Here is a 17,153-nt window from a genome sequence, read left to right on the forward strand (position 1 = left end):
CCTCCTAGTCGCCCAGGTTCTTGTTGTAGAGCCTGACCTTGCCGCCCACGTTGGCGTAGAGGGAGACCTTGTTGTCGGCGTCGAGCGCGCCCCAGATCTTGTCTGCTGCGGGCAGTGCGACCTCGACGGGCTCGCCGGAAAAGCTCGGCAGCGGGTTGCCGTCTCCCTGGTAGGTGCTGATGAAGTAGCCCGTTCTCGCATCTGCTCCCTCGTAGGCGAAGAACTCCCGCACGCAGCGGTCGCTCGCTGCGGGGTCGTTGCCCCCCTGGCGCTTGAGGAGGGAGAGCTCGAAGCTGCCGTCGGCCTGGACGATGGCGCTGATGCGCGGCGTAAAGTTGGGCGAATCCGGCTCGTAGCTACGCTCCATGCAGCCGGCGTGCAAGCTGCCCCGCTCGACGATGGTGTCCGTCTGGTCGCCGTTGGTCACCACGAGGGCGTCGCCCATGGCGCGCACAGGGTGGTAGATGATGAGGCTTGGGTCCTCGAGCCGGGATGGGTCGTGGGCCTCGGTGCGGATGCCGTCCTCGGTGGCCACGAACACGCGGTTCCTGCTGTTGGAGCTGCGTCCCATGATCCAGTAGTACACCGCAGGCCTGCCGCTGCGGTCGGTGCCCACCACGATGCCGCGGCCGGGATAGGGGTTGGTGCGGAGGAGCTCGAGCAGGTCCTGCATGGCCTTCCTCTCTCGTGCGGCGCACTCGCGCGGGGCCTGCCACAAAGGGGCGAGGCAGCCCGCGAGAGACGCGCATGCCCAGACGGTCGGCATATCGTTTGCTCGCGCCGCTCCCCCGTGGTAGCCCACGATCATCCGTCAGTAGCAGCGCGCCCTTGTCGGCCCCAGTGTAGCGTGCGCGTCTGTCCTGGTAGCCTGCCGCCGCCTGCGATACAGGAAGCACACACCCCGCCCTTCTTGCGATACGTGATGGGCGGGACCTTGGCAGGTGCTGGCGAAGATGGGGCGACAATCACGCGCAAAGGAATGGCGCAGCCCGTGCCGTCCCTCCACAGCCGAGCTCCCCCCATCTGTTAGGTGACGGCAAGATGGGATACTGGCTGGGTCTGTTGTCATCGAATGCTTCGTCAGCTTTTATGGAATCCAAGGATATCCCTGGATGGTGACGAGGACCTTGCGACCATCCGCCTCGCTGCGATTGGCGCATCTTTTGCACCATCGGTCGACGACTGCGGAGAGCTCGTCGCCCATGCTCCTTGCCTCTTCGGGAGTCATGCGCAGAACGGAGTCGAAACCGACCTCGCAGCGCATCCATTCCTCACCAATCTCCGCACAGGCGCTCAGGTAGCGTGAATATGCCTCTGCATACGAGCGGGCCGTCGCTTGTCGTAGGCCAACCTGCACATCGCGAGAGGTGTCGTCCTTGGCCCCGCCGTCAATCAGGGTTGCTGCGCTCGTCGCCTGCCACCAGCTCTGTCGCTTGTCGGCGTGCTTCTCGTCTAGCTTCTCCGCCAGGCCCACTTCGGCAAGGCGTCGCAGGTGATAGCTCGCGCTCCCGGGGGCGAGGCCTATGGCCTCGCAGATTTCACCGACCGTCTGCTCTCCCTGGTTGCGCAAGAGGGCGAGGACTCTCATACGGTCGGGGTTAGAGAGTACTCTCAGCGAACTGAGGTCCGTGATTCGTTCTACGCCTTCTCTCATGCTGCCCCCACGTCTTCGTTTCACTGCATCCCGCGTCTGTTTAATTATGCAACCTAAGATTGTTGACTTTTTAACAACAAGTATTGTACAATAAATGTTAAATAAAAATCTCGCATAAAAGAGGTGCGATACTAATGGAAGTGGGCTGCGCTGATCCTTACGAACTTTTTTCTTCCGTATATGATTCCTTCAAAGCTGATGACAATTATTCAGAACTCTATTCAATCCTAAAGGGTATTCGAGCACAGTGCTCGTTTCCGTTAACATGCCCGTTGGCATGGGACGTTGGCACGGGAACTGGACTCTTCGCGGAGCTGCTCGCCAAAGATGGCTATGTGACAACGGCAACGGATATCTGCCCCACAATGATTGAACAGGCAAAAATGCGATGCTCTTCGGTAAGGTATTCCGTCGCTGATGCTAGAGAGGAGCATCCGGCTGAGAGCTACTTTGATTTGGTGACGGCGATAGATGATGTCTTCAATTGCATTGATAGCCTTTCCGGATTACGGGCAATTTTCAAGAACATCCATCTTGCCTTGAAGGGCGGCGGTCTCTTTCAATTCGACCTGGTTTGCAAGAAGGCTTTTTTGGAGTACATGGGTTCCGTGCAGTTTCGCGGAAATGAGTCCGTGAAGTTTCTCTCTTATCCGTCCTCGCCAGCGAGGGACGAGGAACATCAATTCAGCATGGGGGTTTTCACGCTCAGAAGAAGCGCCAGTAAGAATTCATGGTATCCGACCTTGGTGGAGTTCAAAGAGTATTACTACGAACCTCAGACGGTATATAGAGAGCTTCAACATGTGGGGTTTGAGTTCGTTCGCGTTGATGCTCTTGGGGACGAGGGACTGATTGAGAACTACTCACCTTGTCTTGGTGAGTCAGCGAATAAGATTCTTTTTTTATGCCGGAAGGGGGGTGCGCTATGACTATCGAGAAGGACGAGAAGAAGGTTCAGGCTTCCGAGATCATCAAGAACATCTAGTGGGTTGCGAGGGGGGCTTGCCCCCCTCGCATCGTTGATTGCTGAGGCTGCAATGAAGCGATTGAGGTCGGGCGTTGATTACTTTGAATCGTGTGATAAAACGCGACTTGTGATATTTCCGACCTTCGGAAAGCATTCATATTCAATCCCATCACCGTACGGTGAGGCGCTGCGGGTTCTTGATTGCCTGTCGGATAGGAGGCGTGGAGACGGTGGAGATGACGCTGACTTGCAAGGTCTTTTGGGCAACGTTGAGCTGTCTGACTTTGTAAATTACCTAGATGATGAAGGGTTGCTGATTGACGAATCCTGCGAGATGGGATTGAGCGATGAGGCAAGGACGCGCTTTTGTCGGCAGATGGCTTATTTCGAGCAATCGAGTGCTTTTCCGGATAACGTTGAAACTCTTCAGTTAAACCTTGGGAAAAGGAGCGTAGCTGTCGTTGGCTGTGGCGGAGTCGGCGCACCTGTTGCCGAGTTACTCTCTGCCACGGGCGTTGGACGAATCTTGCTAATTGACGATGATGTAGTTGAGCTAGGCAACTTGGGGCGCCAGATTGCCTATTCAGAGCAAGATATTGGTGTACCCAAGGTTTCTGCTCTGGCAAAGAGGATAGGCCTTATCAATCCACAGACCTCTGTGACCGTTATGCAGGAGCGGATAGACGTCGAGAACTATGCGAGGCTTTTGTTAGAGAGTGACTTTGTTGTAGTAGGTGCAGATACCCCTATGCCAGAACTGCTCTATTGGCTTGATGACCTTGTGGACAAGAGGGGCATTGCCTACATTTGCATGAGCAATTGTCCACCCGTGTTTCGTGTCGGTCCAGTCTTTGCCCAGCCTGGCGGCATGCGTTACAAGGCGTACCACGAACGGCTGGAGACTAAGTGGCGGGATGCCGCACGGTACGAGTGCTACTCGAATACCGCACAGGCGAGCAAGGTCACAACGGTTTGGGTGTGCTATGCCGCGGCCGCCATTTCGGTCGGGAACATCGTGCAGTATCTGTTGACCGGCAATTGTGCTCTACTTGGCCAAGCGTATCTATTCGATATGGAATCGCTCTCGGGCTGGTGGGGAACGGGATGATTCAGTCCTCGTTGAGAGGGAATGGCCCTCGCGGGGCGTTCCTCGTTTCCTACGGGATGGGAGTGGTTGCTGACCAGGTCTTCTATGTGGCGCTCTCCTGGTATGCCCTTGTGGCGACGGACTCGGACATCGCCACCGGGGCAATCGTGTCCCTAGGTGCGCTCCCTCGAGCTCTGTTGCTCCTGCCGGGAGGGATGCTCGCTGATCGGCTTGGTCACCGAGTCTCCTCTGTCATCTCGGGGCTTGTCCGTGCGGCGGTTCTCGCCGTCGCCGCGGCCTTGTGCGGCGCCTCGGGCCCCTCCGTGGCGGCGCTTTCGGCCATGGCCGTCGCCTTTGGGGCAATAGAGGCGCTCTACCTGCCGGGAACGCAAAGCATTGTCGCCGACGTGGCCGCCCCGGACGAGCTGGAGCGAACCCAGGGACTCTTCTCGGCCGTGCAGAAAGCCGGCACCGTTCTTGCGCCGGCCCTTGCTGGATGGGCAGTGCGTGTCCTCGAGCCACGAACGCTGCTGTGGTGCGTGTGCCTGATCGCCCTTGCGTCCAGCCTGACCCTCGCCGTCGGACCGCGCCGTGAGGAGGCCGTTGGCGGCCCTGTGCCGCAGGTTTCGACCCGAGCGGCTCTCGGTGGCATCCTGCGCGACCCGGTGATCGCGAGGTGCCTTGCCCTTATCTTGGTCGCCGAGTTCGCCGCTGCGGGCATCACGGGGACGGGCTATGCGCTCCTTTCGGCGCAGAAGGGGTGGGATGCCGCCCAGATGGGCTCCGTGCTCTCCTTGTACGGTGCCGGGGCGGCGGTGTCGGCGCTTGCCGTTGCGGCCGCGCGGCCGAGAAGGACGTCTGCCTGGATTGGCTCCTCAACCGCAGTGTGTGGCGTGGCCTTTGCCGTCTCGGGGGTGTCTGGCTTGCCTGCCGCCCGCTTCGCTGCGCTTGTGGCGGGGCTGGGCGGCGGCGTCTCCTCGACCCTGCTCTTGGCGACCTATCTGTCACGCATCAGAGACGGGCTGGTTGCGACCGCGCTCTCGGTCATGAGCCTGGCGGCCTTCGGAACTACATCGCTCTCATACGTGCTGTTTGGTGCAGTGTCGTCCAGCACGACGCCCTCGGTCGCGTTTGCCGTCTTTGGCTGCGCGCTCGCCGCAAGCGGCCTTGCATTCTGGAAGTCGACCGCGACCCTCGGTCGCGGCACCCACCGATAGGAGAGTGCAACTCCGTCGCCCATCCGCCGTGTGATGATGAGATGGGATATTCACTTCATTTATAGCCATATCGGGTATGCCCTTTTGGGCGACCAGCTCCATCTCGTCGCGCGTGAGGTGGTCGGCGCTGACATCAAGGAGGTCCGAGAGCTGGAGTAATGCCGCGGCCGGGATAGGGGTTGGTGCGGAGGAGCTCGAGCAGGTCCTGCATGGCCTTCCTCTCTCGTGCGGCGCACTCGCGCGGGGCCTGCCACAAAGGGGCGAGGCAGCCCGCGAGAGACGCGCATGCCCAGACGGTCGGCATATCGTTTGCTCGCGCCGCTCCCCCGTGGTAGCCCACGATCATCCGTCAGTAGCAGCGCGCCCTTGTCGGCCCCAGTGTAGCGTGCGAGCCATGCCGGCGTCCTGCTCGCTGATGGAGACGAGCAGGTTCATAAGAACTTCCTGCCCTCGGTGGGTGTCATCACGGTGGCCGCCTAGATAGTCCTGTCCACGAAGCCGGCAAGTCGTTCGAGCGCGGGCTTGCGCTGGGAGCGGCTGAAGAAGATCTCCGAGCCGTCCACCATCACGACTGCCCCTTGGCGTATGTGCACGACCTGGGCCATGTTGACGATGTGGCTGGCAGACGTCTTGACGAAGCCCTTGTCGCCCAGCTCGGCCGCAGTCCTGCTCAGGGTTCCCCGCAAGCGCAGGGGCTCGTCCTCGCCGAGCAGGTGGTAGTGGAGGTCATGCTTGGAGATGTCTACGTAGACAACGTCCGCAGCTCCTCGGCTGCCTCCGTCCCGTTGATGCCGGGGAGCGCTATGTCCATGAAGATGAGGTCGGCCGTGCGCTGCGAGTTCATGAACTCCACGGCGGTGGACAGCACCTCGACCGAGAAGGACGTGCCCTTCTCGGTCGCATAGCGTGCCAGATGGGCGCGCAGCCTGTCAGCCTCCGCGGGGGGAGTCCTCGACCATGAGAATGCGATATGCCATGCGACTTCCTTGGCCCCATGGTAGCTCAGGCCGAGCGGCGGCACGGGCCGCCGAATATGCCTATGCCTGGGGTGCCAGGAGGCTACCTCAGCGTGGGGTCATAGGCGCGGGCGTATTGCGTGAACAGGCGGTCGAAGAAGTAGGTGACGCCGAAGGTGGCGTATATCCGATGGAGCGCGCCGCCCTCCTCCGCCCCATCGCCGATGCGCAGGACGTCACCGAAGAGGGCGTGCAGCTCATCGTCACGACTGGCGGTGAGGACGACCTTCTGGGCGCCGGAGCGCCCGATGAGCTCGCGCTGCCGACGTGCGAAGCCGTTGGAGGTCGTGACCACGATCAGGAGGTCGGAGGGACCAAGCGCACGGATGCCGTTGACCTCGGTGCTGTTTTCGGAGACCAAGCGGACGACCTTGCCCTCTGAGAGCATGGCCTGCTGGAACTCGCGCAGTGCGAGGACGGACGACTCCGTCGCGAAGATGACGATGTGGGAGCTCTCTCCCATGCGGGAGATGAGGTCTGCCATGTCGAGCCCGTCGGCTAGCTTGTCGATGATGGCGTATATCTCCCCCAGATCAGCCCTGAGCTGGCGACCCTCGTCGCGCTCCGCCCTCACGTAAGTGAGGTAGTGCTGTCGCAGCGCCGCGCGCTCGCCCTCGGTCAGCGTGCTCTTGGGAGTGATGTCGAAGCCAATCTCGCTCATGGGCACCTCGCTTTGGTTGCTGGGACCTGCTGCAAGTCTACTACTGCCTCGCCCTCCAGGCCTCCAAGGGAAGCCCGCTGCGTGGGGGCCCTGTGGTTGGCTCGTCGGAAGGCATCGGCAGCATCGTTTTGGGCATAAACTAGCGCGGATGGCTCCAGCCCGTTCACCCAAGGAGGACCCGTGTCCCATTCTGCCGAAAAGCCGGTCAAGATCGTTCTTCTCACCGGTTATCTGGGCGCTGGCAAGACCACCCTGCTCAATCACATCCTCGCTAACGACGAGGGCATCCGCGCCGCCGTCATCGTCAACGACATCGGCGAGGTGAACGTCGACGCCAGCCTCATACGGGACGGTGGCCTCTCCGAGACCGACGACCTCATCCCCATGACCAACGGCTGCATCTGCTGCACCCTCTCCGATGACCTGTCGCGCCAGCTGGCCGGCATCGCGCGGTCCGGCCACTTCGACTACATCGTCATCGAGGCCTCGGGCATCTGCGAGCCCATCCCCATCGCCTACACCATCAGCTCGTTCTGCGACCAGGGCGAGAGCGGTGGCAGGGCACCGCTTGCCCTGGACAACATCGTTGCCGTGGTCGACGCCAAACGCATGTTCGACGAGTTCGATGGGGGTCGGGACCTGCTGAGGGACGACATCGGCGAGGACGACATCGAGTCCCTCCTCATCCAGCAGATAGAGTTCTGCTCCACGCTCGTCCTGAACAAGTGCGACCTCGTGACCCCTCCACAGCTCGCCGAGCTACACGCCCTGGCCCGCAGCCTGCAGAGGGACGCCGTGATCGTGGAGGCCGCCAAGGGTGACGTCCCCATGGCAGAGCTTCTGGACACCGGTCGCTTCGACTTCGAGCGCGCCTACGGCTCGGCCGCTTGGCTCGACGCCATGGAGCACCCCGAGGAGCACGAGGATCCCGAGGTCCTGGAGTATGACATCACGACCTTCGTCTACAAGCGCCGCAGGCCCTTCGACGCCAATGCGCTCTCGGACTACGTCAGCACCTGGGGCAGCGACGTCATCCGCTCGAAGGGCTGCGTCTGGGCCGACCGAGACCCCGACATGTGCTACCTCTTCGAGCAGGCGGGCAGGCAGGTCCGCCTGACGGAGAACGGCCTCTTCGTGGACTCCGCGCCCGAGGCCGAGAAGCGGCGCATCCTGAGGGACAACCCACAGCTTTTGGACGACTGGGACGATTCCTGCGGCGACCGCATGACCAAGATCTGCTTCATCGGGCGCCACATGGACAGGGGCGCCCTTACGGCGGGCCTCGACGCCTGCCTCACCGACTGGGAGGACCTGGACGCGAGGTGCGGGGAGTAGGTCCCTCCCGCACGCTTTCTGCCAAGTCGGGAACGGAACGGGGGAGGGCACAAAGTCAGGGAGAGACGCATGGCACTGCGCAGCACGACAGATCGCAACGACCGTTCGACCATACGGAGGACGCTCCACTACTTCTGGGGCGTGACTCGGCAGAAGCCGGGGGCGTTCGCGCTCTCGATCGTGAGCTCGGTGGGCTACACCGCCCTGCTCACCTTCGCCAACACCTACGTGATGGGCCTCATAGTGGACAGGGTCCAGGCCGCTCCCGTGGCACCCGGCCAAGTCTTTTCCGTGTTCGGTCCCTACGTCGTGGCGTTGCTCCTGGTGAACGCCCTGGGGCAGACGCTCTCCAAGCTTCAGGACTACTCGGTCTACAAGTTGGAGATAAACGGTGACTACCAGCTGAGCCGCCTGTGCTTCGACACGCTGTCCAACCAGTCGATGACCTTCCACAACAGCCGCTTCGGCGGCTCGCTCGTCAGCCAGACCTCGCGCTTCGTGTCGGGCTACTCGGGCCTGGTGGACGTTGTGACCTACTCGCTCTATCCCACGCTCGCCTCCATCGTGCTGACGGTGGGCATGCTCCTTCCCATCGCACCGACCTTCGTCGCGATCCTGATGGCCATGCTCGTGCTCTACGTGGCGCTGGCCTATGGCATGTACAAGCGCATCCTCCCGCTCTCCGCCCAGGCCTCCGCAGCCCAGAACAGGCTCTCGGGCGTGCTGTCCGACGCCGTCACCAACATCCTCGCCGTCAAGACCTATGGGCGCGAGGACTACGAGCGCAGCCTGTTCACGGATGCCGACTGCAAGGCCATGACCGCAGCGAACGCAAACATGCGCGCGACCATGAGGCGCGGCTTCACGACGTCCTTCCTGATCACGGTGATCATGCTCGTGGCCTCGATCTTCGTGTCGGGCGGCAACGCCTGGTTTGGCATCAGCGCCGGCTCGCTGGTCATGATGTTCACCTACACGTACAACCTGACCATGCGCTTCAACTACTTCAACTCCATGATGCAGCGCATCAACCGCTCCCTGGGCGACGCCGCCGAGATGACGCGCGTCCTGGACGAGCCCACCCTCGTGGCTGACGACGCGGGCGCGCGACCGCTTGAGGTGCGCGAGGGCCGCATCGACTTCGAGCACCTGGGCTTCCGCTACGCCGACGCGCAGAAGGACGACAAGGTCTTCGAGGACCTCAGCCTCCACATCCCCGCCGGCCAGCGCGTCGGCCTGGTGGGACGCTCGGGGTCGGGCAAGACCACGCTCACCAAGCTGCTGCTGCGCCTGGATGACGTCCAGGAGGGCCGCGTGCTGGTGGACGGCCAGGACGTGAGCCGCTGCACCCAGCAGTCGCTGCGTCGGCAGGTGGCCTACGTGCCGCAGGAGGCGCTCCTGTTCCATCGCAGCATCCGCGAGAACATCTCCTACGGTAGGCCCGGTGCCACGGAGGAGGAGATCCGCGCGGCCGCAGCCGAGGCCAACGCCCTCGAGTTCATAGACCGCCTTCCCCAGGGCTTCGACACCATGGTGGGCGAGAGGGGCGTCAAGCTCTCGGGTGGCCAGCGCCAGCGCGTTGCCATAGCCCGTGCCATCCTGGTGGACGCACCGATCCTGGTCTTGGACGAGGCGACCTCGGCCCTCGACTCCGAGTCCGAGGCACTGGTGCAGGGCGCGCTCGAGAACCTCATGCGTGGTCGCACCTCCATCGTGGTGGCACACCGCCTGTCGACCGTTGCCTCGCTCGACCGCATCGTCGTGCTGTCCGACGGTCGTATCGTCGAGGATGGGACGCACCACGACCTGGTCGAAGCTGGCGGCGAGTACGCAGGGCTCTGGGACCGCCAGACCGGCGGCTTCCTGGAGGGAGACGTGGAATAGCGCCTCGTGGCGCCTGGTCGAGAGGGACGCTCCCTTCATGGTAGGTAGGACGCACATAGCCGCAGGCGTGGCAGCCTCGCTGGCGCTGGTGCCGCTTTCGGGTGGTCCGGTCGCCTGCCTGCCCGCCGTCATCGGAGGTGCGCTGGGTGGCCTCGCCTGCGACACGGACGTCGGCTCGAGTGAGGGCAGCCGGCAGCTCCGTCGCGCGTGGGTCGCGCTGGCAGCCATCGTGGCGGCGTCCCTCGTCGCCGACCGGGCGCTCGACGCGGGCGTCTGCGCATATGCGCTGCGGCACCTGGGGATGGAGCAGCTCGCCGGCATGGCCCTGCTCGTCGCGGTGCTTGCCTGCGGTCGCGCCTCCGGGCACCGGGGCTTCTCGCACTCCCTGCTTGGCCTGGTGGTTGCGGTGGCTGCCGTAAGGCTGGCCTATCCGCCACTTGTGACCTACTTTGCCATGGGCTACGTCTCGCATGTCCTGCTCGACCTGCTCAACAAGAGGCCCGTGCGGCTGTTCTGGCCTGTGGGGCGTGGCGTGTCCCTGGGTGCCTGCAAGGCGGGTGGCGTGCTCGACAATGTCCTCTGCGCCCTGGGAGTCCTTGTGGCCGTCGGTCTGATCGCCTGGCATGCGGGCGTACGGCTGCCGATGGGGCTGCCTCTGCCACCGTCACTCCCGTTCGCGTTGCCGTTCCCTATGCCATGAGGGCTTGGAGGGCGTGGGCGGCGCCATCGTGGTCGTTGTCCTCGGTGACGAACCCTGCTGCCCGACGGACCTCTGCTGACGCGTTGCCCATGGCGACGCCCAGGCCCGCCGCCCTGAGCATCTCGAGGTCGTTGTCACCATCGCCCAGGGCCAGCGTGTCCTCGGTCCCTATGCCCCAGTGGGCGCAGAGCGCCCTGAGGGCGTCCGCCTTGCTGACGCCCATGGCGTTGACCTCGACGAGGATGGGGCTTGACGTGCAGACCGAGAGCTGCGGGAAGGCAGCGGAGAGCTGTCTTGCCAGGGGCTGCGACTGGCCCGCCTCGCACATGAGCAGGACCTTGCCGACGCAGGCGTCGTCTGCCAGCTCGGCCGTTGTCCCCTCCTGGGCCGTCACCTTGACCACCTCCTCCTCATGGGCGATGCGCGGGTCTCGTCGGCTGGCGACGATCCAGCGTGCGGGCGTGAAGACGTTCCAGCTTGCGTCAAGGTGGCTCTGCTCCAGGTAGCTCACGACAGCCGTCGCCTGGGCCACGCTGAGACCGCGCTCGAGCACCTTGTCCCCCTGCTCGTCGAAGGCGAGTGCGCCGCCAAAGGCGATGACTGCCGTCCTGAGGCCGCAGGAGCCTCGAACCGTCTCGATGCCTTGGGGACTGCGAGAGGATGCGAGCGTGACATGGATGCCCGCGTGGATGCAGGCCTCGAGCGTCTCTCGTGTCGTTTGGGACATGGTGTGGTCGGAGCATAGGAGCGTGCCGTCGATGTCGCTGAAGACGGCCTTCCACCGATGGGACCGTTCGAACATGAGATACCCCCTTGCCGCCTCGCTTGGTAGGCCACCGTCGTATCCGCTTCCTTTGTCTGCTATAGCGTACAGGCCTGCGGTCGCACCGGCTGCGTTGGCACTCGTATTGGTATCTAGGTATGATACCTTTACTACCAAATGGGATACCTTTCGGGGCGTCCCTGCCCGGATCGTCCGGGATCAGCCTGGAGTGCCTGAGATCATGACGTTCCGTCGTCGGCAGATGAGGGGAGCATGGACATACTTGTGCTGATCGCACGCGACCCCCTGGACCCTTCGTCGAAGGTCCCGCTCTGGCGGCAGCTCAAGCACAGGCTGCAGCAGCTCATGGCCTCGGGGGTCGCGGGTGAAGGTGACGCCCTGCCGCCCGAGCGTAACATGGCGGATGCCTTGGGCCTCTCGCGTACCACGGTGCGTCGATGCCTCGACGCGCTTGCCGACGAGGGACGCATCGTCCGCACGCGGGGACGGGGGACCTTTGTGGCACGTCCCTTGGGCTTGGGGGCCGCACGGGACCGCTATGCCTACAGCTTCACGGCCGAGGCAGAGGCCTCGGGGCGGGAGCCGTCGACCAGGGTCCTCAGCTTCGGCCAGTCACCGGCGACCGTCGCCCTTGCGGAACGGCTCGAGCTGGAGGAGGGCGAGGGGCTGTGGGAGATCCGTCGTCTGCGGCTGGCCGATGGCGAGCCGCTGGCCTATCACAGGGTCTATGTCCCCGTTAGGTGCTGCCCGGAACTCACGCGCGGGGATGCCGAACACTCGATCCTGTCGGCCTTGGCCGCGAAGGGTGGGATCTACCCAAGCTCTATGGACGGAAGCTACGAAGCCATCGCACTCGACTCCAGCGAGGCACGGCTGCTGCGGCAGCGTGCCGGATCTCCCGCCCTTCGCCTTGTTCGCACCAACTTTGCGACCAACGGCATGCCCTATGAGGTCGCCCTTACCATATTCCGCGCTGACCGCTACCAGTTGCGCGTTCGCTCGGACGACGGCGTCGACAGCTTCCGCAAGGTCATGCTGTAGGGTCCGGACGTGGCGTCCGCGCCTTCGTTCTCCTCAGAAACCCGAGCCTTCATGCATGAGGCAGCACGCTCTGGACGTTTGGGGGGCGGCGCGTCGGCGGCAGCGCGCAGGTCAGGGGCGTCGCACACGGCGCTGTCGTACGAGCCTTTGGCCAGATCGGAGCGGGACCGAAGTAGGGCTGGGATGGACGGGGCCGGAGCCGAGGCGCTGCGCCCTTCTCGTCTATACTGGCGGGGCGCCCTACCGTGACAGTGGTCGCACATGGCGGCCGCGCGAAAGGAAGACCCATGATCAAGGAGCTTTGTAAGGACGAGGCCGTCCTCTCCCAGAGGTGCGAGCGTGCCACGGCCGAGGATGCCGTCGTTGCCTGGGATCTTATCGACACGATGGACTCCCTGGAAGACGTCGGTTGCCTTGCGGCCAACCAGATCGGCGTGGCCAAGCAGGTGATCGCCTATCGCGATGACGACCAGGTGGTACACGTCATGTACAACCCACGCATCATGATGGGGCTGGGTGCCTCCAAGCTCGAGGAAGGTTGCCTCACGCGCGAGGGCACAGTCAGGGTCACGCGCTACGCCAAGGTCAAGGTGTCGTTTGACGAGCTGGTCGAGGGCTCCCTCAAGGCGCGCAGGCGTGACTACACCGGTTGGGTCGCCGAGATGATCCAGCACATGTGCGACCACTGCAACGGCAAGCTGGTCTAGCCGCAGGGACCCTACTCACAGATGTGGCTCATGCCCTGGGACAGCATGGTGTGGACATGGTCGTCCGAGAGAGAGTAGATGGCCTGCTTCCCGTCGCGGCGGAACTTGACCAGCCGACCCTGCTTGAGGATGCGGAGCTGGTGCGAGACGGCGCTCTGTGACATGGAGACCTCGTCGGCGATGTCGCTGACGGAGAGGTCGCGCTCAAGCAGGGCGAACAGGATCTTTATGCGCGTGGTGTCCGAGAAGATCTTGAATAGGTCGGCCAGGTCATAGAGGATCTCCTCGTCCGGCATCTCGAAGGGGGCGTGGTCCGTGCCTTCGATATCCGCACACGCGTTCGCGCTTGTGCCCATGCCCGCATGCGAGCGCGCTGCCATCCCCATGCTCCTGCCAGCGCTCTCGCTGGTGCCGTCTTTGCCCTCTGCCAACGTCCTCACTCCCTTGCAACAGCCATCCGATGCCTACTGTACCCCGCATCATGCCTGTGGACGCTCGGCGTGCTCGCATGGGCTCCTCCTGCCGTGTCCGGGCGAGCGCCTTTTTGCTAGCGCCTCCCAAGCTCCGTGCGGATCCGGTCGCGGAAGTCGTTCAGGAGTTCGCGGTAGCCGGTCGGGCGCAGGGTCGGGAACGCGCGCATGATGCGACGCTCCTGGGAGGTGAGCCTGCCGGCGAAGGACTCGGCCAGCTCGGAGAGCGAGGAGACGGGTGGCATGGACGGCATGGCGTCGCGCAGCTCGTGTAGGCGCGTTCGGGTACCGCCCAGACGGCCCCAGACGCGGACGTCACCCAGAAGCCTCTCGAGTCCCGCGCGTGCCTGGACGTCCGGAAGGCTCTCGCGCAGTGCGCCCAGACGCTCGAGCGTGCCCGTGCGCAGATCGTCCATCTTGGAGCTGAATGACGTGAGACCCAAGTTGGTGACGACGAAGTCCGCTAGGAACACGGCGAGCGTGACGAGGGTGATGAGCGTGCGGTTGCGAGGACCCAGTGACGCGACCCAGGCCCCGAGGACGGGCTGCACCACGAACACGATGAGCACACAGCAGAGGCCAAACTCGGCAAAGCCTCCCGCCCAGACACGCCCCTGCAGGTTGAGGGGTTTGTCGGAGTAGTCCCACCACCGCGCGTGGTAGGCGCGCTCCATTGCGACGGAGGTCACGAACTCGAGCAGGCAGCTCACGGCTCCTCCTACCAGGAACACGGCAAGCGCACCCCGTGCCGAGGGCGTCGAAAACAAGGGACAGAGCGGTGCGCACGCAACGCCCCCCGCCCCGTAGATGGGACAGTAGGGGCCGTTGAGGAACCCGCGGTTGACCAAGCGCCGCTCGCCTATCGAGCAGTACGTCGACTCCATGGCCCAGCCGCCGACGCTGTAGGCGACGAAGTAGATCCACCAGGTAAAGAGTAGGTCGAGGGGGGACGGCATGCCTAATCCCTGCCCGGCGTGCGGACGGGGCGGAAAAGTCGGAGGGCGATGCCCGACACGGTCTCCCGCGTGGCGACGACCTTGTCGGCGATGCAGAGGATCGCGCCCTCGCGGCAGGTGGGTGGCACGGGGGTGAGGGGGAACATGTGATGGCGAATCATGTCCCTCTCGATGTCGTTGATGCCAAAGTCTCGCTCCGCGTTGGCGCAGGCAAAGCCGGGATGCCGAAAGCCGTGCAAACGGTGGCTGGGGTCTCCTACGTGCCAATCGTACAGGAAGTAGTCGTGCAGCAGCGAGCCGCGCACCAGCTCGCGCTCGGCTACGGGAATGCGCAGGGCTTGGGCGATGAGCGTCGCCTGGGCGGTCACCGCGAGGGAGTGCTCGAAGACGCTCGTGGTGCCGTGCTGCATGCAGCCCCGCTCTATCTCCATGCCGTCCGAGGCGAGGATGTCGGCGCCGTGACGCCCGATGAGCTCGCGGGGCGTGGTGCCACTCGGAATGGGCAGGCGGGTGGGGCTCTCGGCCAGCTGAGGAGGACGCTCAGTTGGCCGTGAGGGACGCTTGGGCGGTCGCTGGGATCGTTCGGGCATGTGCTTCCTTGTCTCGCGTGTCTACATCAGGTAGCGTCGCACGGCTTCGGCGACCCCGCCCTTGTCATGGGCCGAGACGAGCGCGTCGGCTGCGCCGAGGGCGCGCTCGCTGGCGTTGGCGACGGCAACGCCCATGCCGGCGTCGCGGAAGGCGGCCAGGTCGTTGTCCGAGTCGCCTATGGCAAGCGCACGGGACGCGTCGATGTCCAGCAGCTCGCAGAGGGCGCGGATGCCGCTGCCCTTGTCGATACCCAAAGGCGTCACCTCTAGGGACGTCACCTCGGAGTAGCTCTCGACGGCAGGAAGGCCTCCCAGGCGCTCGCGGGTGCGCTCGCGCGCCTGCGTGCTGCGATGGAACAGGTTGAGCTTCTCCCACGTTCGGGTAGGGTCCTCGAGGAGGTCCGTCATGCGGGGGGCCAGCGTCGCCGTCTGCTCATAGAGGGGGATGTAGGGCGCCATGTTGTAGGCGGCCATCCGGGGGACCATCGACGCCGTGGCGTAGGCCTGGCCCGCGCTTACGCCCTGGACCATGACGTCCTCGCTGCACACGAACGAGACGACTGCGTCGATGACCTCGCGAGGCAGCGCGTGCCGCGCGACCACGCGCTTTTCGCGCAGATCGTACAGGAGCGCGCCGACTTCGGCGATGGCGTAGCGCACCATGGGGAGCTGGGGCAGGTATGGCCTGATCTCGCTGACGCAGCGCCCGGTGCACAGGGCGACGGTCCTACCGGCGCCGACGGCCTCGGCGAGGGCGGATGGCGCTGCGGAGTCCAGGGTCTTGTCGTCGTGCAGCAGGGTGCCATCCATGTCGACGGCGGCAAGGTCGAAGGCGCTCGTGGGGGCGCTCACGGCAATCCCTCGGCTTTCCTAGGCCAGAAGCGCGCGCAGGCGCTCTGCGACGGCGTGGATGAAGTCCTCGGTGTCGAGCGTGGTGACGTTCTCGAGGGTCGTGATGCGTGCCAGGTCGCCCGTCATCTGCCCGCCCTCGATGGTGGAGACGGTTGCCTCCTCCAACCTGTCGGCGAAGTTGGCCAGATGGGGTAGGGAGTCCAGCTCGCCGCGCTTGCGGAGGGCCCCCGACCACGCGAAGATGGTCGCGACCGAGTTCGTCGAGGTCCTCTCGCCCCGTAGGTGCTTGTAGTAGTGGCGCTGCACGGTGCCGTGGGCGGCCTCGTACTCGAAGTAGCCATGGGGGCTCACCAGCACGGAGGTCATCATGGCCAGGCTGCCGAAGGCCGAGGAGAGCATGTCGCTCATCACGTCGCCGTCGTAGTTCTTGCAGGCCCAGATGAAGCCGCCCTCCGCCTTCATCACGCGGGCCACGGCGTCGTCGATCAGGGTGTAGAAGTACTTGATGCCTGCCGCCTCGAAGCGGCCGCGGTACTCTTTGTCGTAGAGTTCGGCGAAGACGTCCTTGAAACGGTGGTCATAGGTCTTGCTGATGGTGTCCTTGGTGGCGAACCACAGGTCCTGCCTGGTGGAGAGCGCGTACTCGAAGCATGATCGAGCGAAGCTCTCGATGGAGGAGTCCAGGTTGTGTATGCCCTGGATCACGCCCGCGCCCGTGAACTCGTGGATGGGCTCTCGCGTCTCGCTGCCGTCCGCAGACGTGAAGACCAGCTCGGCCCTGCCGGCGCCAGGTACGCGGATCTCGGCGTTCTTGTATACGTCGCCGTATGCGTGGCGCGCGATGGTGATGGGCCTCTTCCAGCTGCGTACGACGGGCTCGACGCCCTTGACCACGATGGGGGCGCGGAACACGGTGCCGTCGAGCATGGCGCGGATGGTGCCGTTGGGGCTCTTCCACATCTGGCGCAGGCCGTACTCCTCCACGCGAGCTGCGTTGGGGGTGATGGTGGCGCACTTCACGGCCACGCCGTAGCGCTTGGTCGCCTCTGCGGAGTCGACGGTCACCTGGTCACCCGTCTCGTCACGCATCTCGAGGCCCAGGTCGAAGTACTCGCTCCTGAGGTCGACGAACGGGCAGATCAGGTCGTCCTTGATCATCCGCCATATGATGCGGGTCATCTCATCGCCGTCCATCTCGACAAGCGGCGTCTTCATCTTGATCCTGCTCATGG

The 17,153-nt window shown here is 64.0% G+C and carries 19 protein-coding genes and 2 riboswitches; of the genes, 8 read left to right on the forward strand and 11 right to left on the reverse strand.

Translation table 11 applies throughout. The features are described from left to right. Positions 1-4 precede the first annotated feature (4 nt). Together OLSU_RS01690 and OLSU_RS01695 are read right to left on the reverse strand one after the other, a co-directional pair. On the reverse strand, positions 5-673 hold the full coding sequence (locus OLSU_RS01690; protein WP_013251215.1) for an IMP cyclohydrolase: 669 nt from the start codon (positions 671-673) through the stop codon (positions 5-7). A gap of 69 nt (positions 674-742) precedes the next feature. Then, positions 743-829: riboswitch (ZMP/ZTP riboswitch) on the reverse strand. Between the two features lie 258 nt (positions 830-1,087). After that, positions 1,088-1,654, reverse strand: coding sequence for an ArsR/SmtB family transcription factor (locus OLSU_RS01695; protein WP_013251216.1), 567 nt, complete (start codon positions 1,652-1,654; stop codon positions 1,088-1,090). Positions 1,655-1,788: 134 nt separating this feature from the next. Here OLSU_RS01695 and OLSU_RS09270 point away from each other — a divergent pair, with 134 nt between their 5' ends. From OLSU_RS09270 to OLSU_RS01710, 3 genes are all read left to right on the forward strand, one after another. Beyond that, positions 1,789-2,583 (forward strand): class I SAM-dependent DNA methyltransferase, encoded by a 795-nt coding sequence (locus tag OLSU_RS09270; RefSeq protein ID WP_013251217.1) that lies wholly within the window; start codon positions 1,789-1,791, stop codon positions 2,581-2,583. Positions 2,584-2,691: 108 nt separating this feature from the next. After that, on the forward strand, positions 2,692-3,729 hold the full coding sequence (locus OLSU_RS09005) for a HesA/MoeB/ThiF family protein (protein ID WP_013251218.1): 1,038 nt from the start codon (positions 2,692-2,694) through the stop codon (positions 3,727-3,729). Between the two features lie 56 nt (positions 3,730-3,785). Further along, entirely contained in the window at positions 3,786-4,925 is a 1,140-nt protein-coding gene (locus OLSU_RS01710) for an MFS transporter (RefSeq protein ID WP_338048427.1), read from the forward strand. Between the two features lie 280 nt (positions 4,926-5,205). Next, positions 5,206-5,292: riboswitch (ZMP/ZTP riboswitch) on the reverse strand. A gap of 109 nt (positions 5,293-5,401) precedes the next feature. On the opposite strand, the gene OLSU_RS01715 is transcribed toward OLSU_RS01710, so the two are convergent. Genes OLSU_RS01715 through OLSU_RS01725 form a run of 3 tightly spaced genes read right to left on the reverse strand, consistent with a single transcriptional unit; the run spans position 5,402 to position 6,602 of the window. Further along, a complete protein-coding gene (locus tag OLSU_RS01715; protein ID WP_081439218.1) occupies positions 5,402-5,665 on the reverse strand; it encodes a LytTR family DNA-binding domain-containing protein in 264 nt (87 codons plus the stop codon). Positions 5,666-5,667: 2 nt separating this feature from the next. After that, positions 5,668-5,946: a response regulator gene (locus tag OLSU_RS01720; protein WP_013251222.1), complete on the reverse strand. Its 279-nt coding sequence runs from the start codon at positions 5,944-5,946 to the stop codon at positions 5,668-5,670. Positions 5,947-5,984: 38 nt separating this feature from the next. Continuing rightward, on the reverse strand, positions 5,985-6,602 hold the full coding sequence (locus OLSU_RS01725; protein WP_013251223.1) for a phosphoheptose isomerase family protein: 618 nt from the start codon (positions 6,600-6,602) through the stop codon (positions 5,985-5,987). Between the two features lie 180 nt (positions 6,603-6,782). On the opposite strand from OLSU_RS01725, the gene OLSU_RS01730 reads away from it, so the two are divergent. The 3 genes from OLSU_RS01730 to OLSU_RS01740 all read left to right on the forward strand — a co-directional run bounded on the left by OLSU_RS01730 (position 6,783) and on the right by OLSU_RS01740 (position 10,521). Continuing rightward, positions 6,783-7,937 carry a CobW family GTP-binding protein gene (locus OLSU_RS01730; protein WP_013251224.1) on the forward strand — a complete coding sequence of 385 codons (1,155 nt, stop codon included), beginning with the start codon at positions 6,783-6,785 and terminating at the stop codon, positions 7,935-7,937. Positions 7,938-8,006: 69 nt separating this feature from the next. After that, a complete protein-coding gene (locus OLSU_RS01735; RefSeq protein ID WP_013251225.1) occupies positions 8,007-9,821 on the forward strand; it encodes an ABC transporter ATP-binding protein in 1,815 nt (604 codons plus the stop codon). A gap of 37 nt (positions 9,822-9,858) precedes the next feature. After that, the gene (locus tag OLSU_RS01740; RefSeq protein WP_013251226.1) at positions 9,859-10,521 is read left to right on the forward strand and encodes a metal-dependent hydrolase; all 663 of its coding nucleotides are present in this window, start codon (positions 9,859-9,861) and stop codon (positions 10,519-10,521) included. Here the strand turns inward: OLSU_RS01740 and OLSU_RS09010 are convergent. Further along, positions 10,511-11,323, reverse strand: a complete 813-nt coding sequence (locus OLSU_RS09010; protein ID WP_013251227.1) for a Cof-type HAD-IIB family hydrolase — start codon at positions 11,321-11,323, stop codon at positions 10,511-10,513. The genes OLSU_RS01740 and OLSU_RS09010 overlap by 11 nt on opposite strands. 234 nt (positions 11,324-11,557) lie before the next feature. Between OLSU_RS09010 and OLSU_RS01750 the strand changes: the two genes are divergently transcribed. Both OLSU_RS01750 and OLSU_RS01755 read left to right on the forward strand, forming a co-directional pair. Continuing rightward, positions 11,558-12,346, forward strand: coding sequence for a GntR family transcriptional regulator (locus OLSU_RS01750; protein ID WP_013251228.1), 789 nt, complete (start codon positions 11,558-11,560; stop codon positions 12,344-12,346). 287 nt (positions 12,347-12,633) lie between these two features. Next, positions 12,634-13,053, forward strand: coding sequence for a peptide deformylase (locus OLSU_RS01755; protein ID WP_013251229.1), 420 nt, complete (start codon positions 12,634-12,636; stop codon positions 13,051-13,053). Between the two features lie 11 nt (positions 13,054-13,064). Here OLSU_RS01755 and OLSU_RS01760 read toward each other — a convergent pair whose 3' ends face one another. From OLSU_RS01760 to OLSU_RS01780, 5 genes are all read right to left on the reverse strand, one after another. Further along, complete coding sequence (locus OLSU_RS01760; RefSeq protein ID WP_049765196.1) at positions 13,065-13,409, reverse strand: ArsR/SmtB family transcription factor; 345 nt, start codon at positions 13,407-13,409, stop codon at positions 13,065-13,067. A 191-nt stretch (positions 13,410-13,600) separates the two neighbouring features. Continuing rightward, positions 13,601-14,479 carry a putative ABC transporter permease gene (locus tag OLSU_RS09015; RefSeq protein WP_013251231.1) on the reverse strand — a complete coding sequence of 293 codons (879 nt, stop codon included), beginning with the start codon at positions 14,477-14,479 and terminating at the stop codon, positions 13,601-13,603. Positions 14,480-14,481: 2 nt separating this feature from the next. Further along, positions 14,482-15,069: an HD domain-containing protein gene (locus OLSU_RS01770; RefSeq protein WP_013251232.1), complete on the reverse strand. Its 588-nt coding sequence runs from the start codon at positions 15,067-15,069 to the stop codon at positions 14,482-14,484. Positions 15,070-15,090: 21 nt separating this feature from the next. Continuing rightward, complete coding sequence (locus tag OLSU_RS01775) at positions 15,091-15,921, reverse strand: HAD family hydrolase (protein WP_013251233.1); 831 nt, start codon at positions 15,919-15,921, stop codon at positions 15,091-15,093. Positions 15,922-15,939: 18 nt separating this feature from the next. Then, positions 15,940-17,151 carry an NADP-dependent isocitrate dehydrogenase gene (locus OLSU_RS01780; RefSeq protein ID WP_013251234.1) on the reverse strand — a complete coding sequence of 404 codons (1,212 nt, stop codon included), beginning with the start codon at positions 17,149-17,151 and terminating at the stop codon, positions 15,940-15,942. Positions 17,152-17,153 lie beyond the last annotated feature (2 nt).

Source organism: Olsenella uli DSM 7084 (genome assembly GCF_000143845.1).
In the GTDB taxonomy this organism is placed as follows: Bacteria; Actinomycetota; Coriobacteriia; order Coriobacteriales; family Atopobiaceae; genus Olsenella; species Olsenella uli.

Excerpts from the sequence above, each read along its gene's own strand:
- OLSU_RS01750 (WP_013251228.1), top strand. The coding sequence starts at position 11,558 with ATGGACATACTTGTGCTGATCGCACGCGACCCCCTGGACCCTTCGTCG.
- OLSU_RS01760 (WP_049765196.1), bottom strand. The coding sequence starts at position 13,409 with ATGGGCACAAGCGCGAACGCGTGTGCGGATATCGAAGGCACGGACCAC.
- OLSU_RS01735 (WP_013251225.1), top strand. The coding sequence starts at position 8,007 with ATGGCACTGCGCAGCACGACAGATCGCAACGACCGTTCGACCATACGG.
- OLSU_RS09010 (WP_013251227.1), bottom strand. The coding sequence starts at position 11,323 with ATGTTCGAACGGTCCCATCGGTGGAAGGCCGTCTTCAGCGACATCGAC.
- OLSU_RS01770 (WP_013251232.1), bottom strand. The coding sequence starts at position 15,069 with ATGCCCGAACGATCCCAGCGACCGCCCAAGCGTCCCTCACGGCCAACT.
- OLSU_RS01695 (WP_013251216.1), bottom strand. The coding sequence starts at position 1,654 with ATGAGAGAAGGCGTAGAACGAATCACGGACCTCAGTTCGCTGAGAGTA.
- OLSU_RS09270 (WP_013251217.1), top strand. The coding sequence starts at position 1,789 with ATGGAAGTGGGCTGCGCTGATCCTTACGAACTTTTTTCTTCCGTATAT.
- OLSU_RS01690 (WP_013251215.1), bottom strand. The coding sequence starts at position 673 with ATGCAGGACCTGCTCGAGCTCCTCCGCACCAACCCCTATCCCGGCCGC.
- OLSU_RS01710 (WP_338048427.1), top strand. The coding sequence starts at position 3,786 with ATGGGAGTGGTTGCTGACCAGGTCTTCTATGTGGCGCTCTCCTGGTAT.
- OLSU_RS01755 (WP_013251229.1), top strand. The coding sequence starts at position 12,634 with ATGATCAAGGAGCTTTGTAAGGACGAGGCCGTCCTCTCCCAGAGGTGC.
- OLSU_RS01780 (WP_013251234.1), bottom strand. The coding sequence starts at position 17,151 with ATGAGCAGGATCAAGATGAAGACGCCGCTTGTCGAGATGGACGGCGAT.
- OLSU_RS09015 (WP_013251231.1), bottom strand. The coding sequence starts at position 14,479 with ATGCCGTCCCCCCTCGACCTACTCTTTACCTGGTGGATCTACTTCGTC.
- OLSU_RS01725 (WP_013251223.1), bottom strand. The coding sequence starts at position 6,602 with ATGAGCGAGATTGGCTTCGACATCACTCCCAAGAGCACGCTGACCGAG.
- OLSU_RS09005 (WP_013251218.1), top strand. The coding sequence starts at position 2,692 with ATGAAGCGATTGAGGTCGGGCGTTGATTACTTTGAATCGTGTGATAAA.
- OLSU_RS01740 (WP_013251226.1), top strand. The coding sequence starts at position 9,859 with ATGGTAGGTAGGACGCACATAGCCGCAGGCGTGGCAGCCTCGCTGGCG.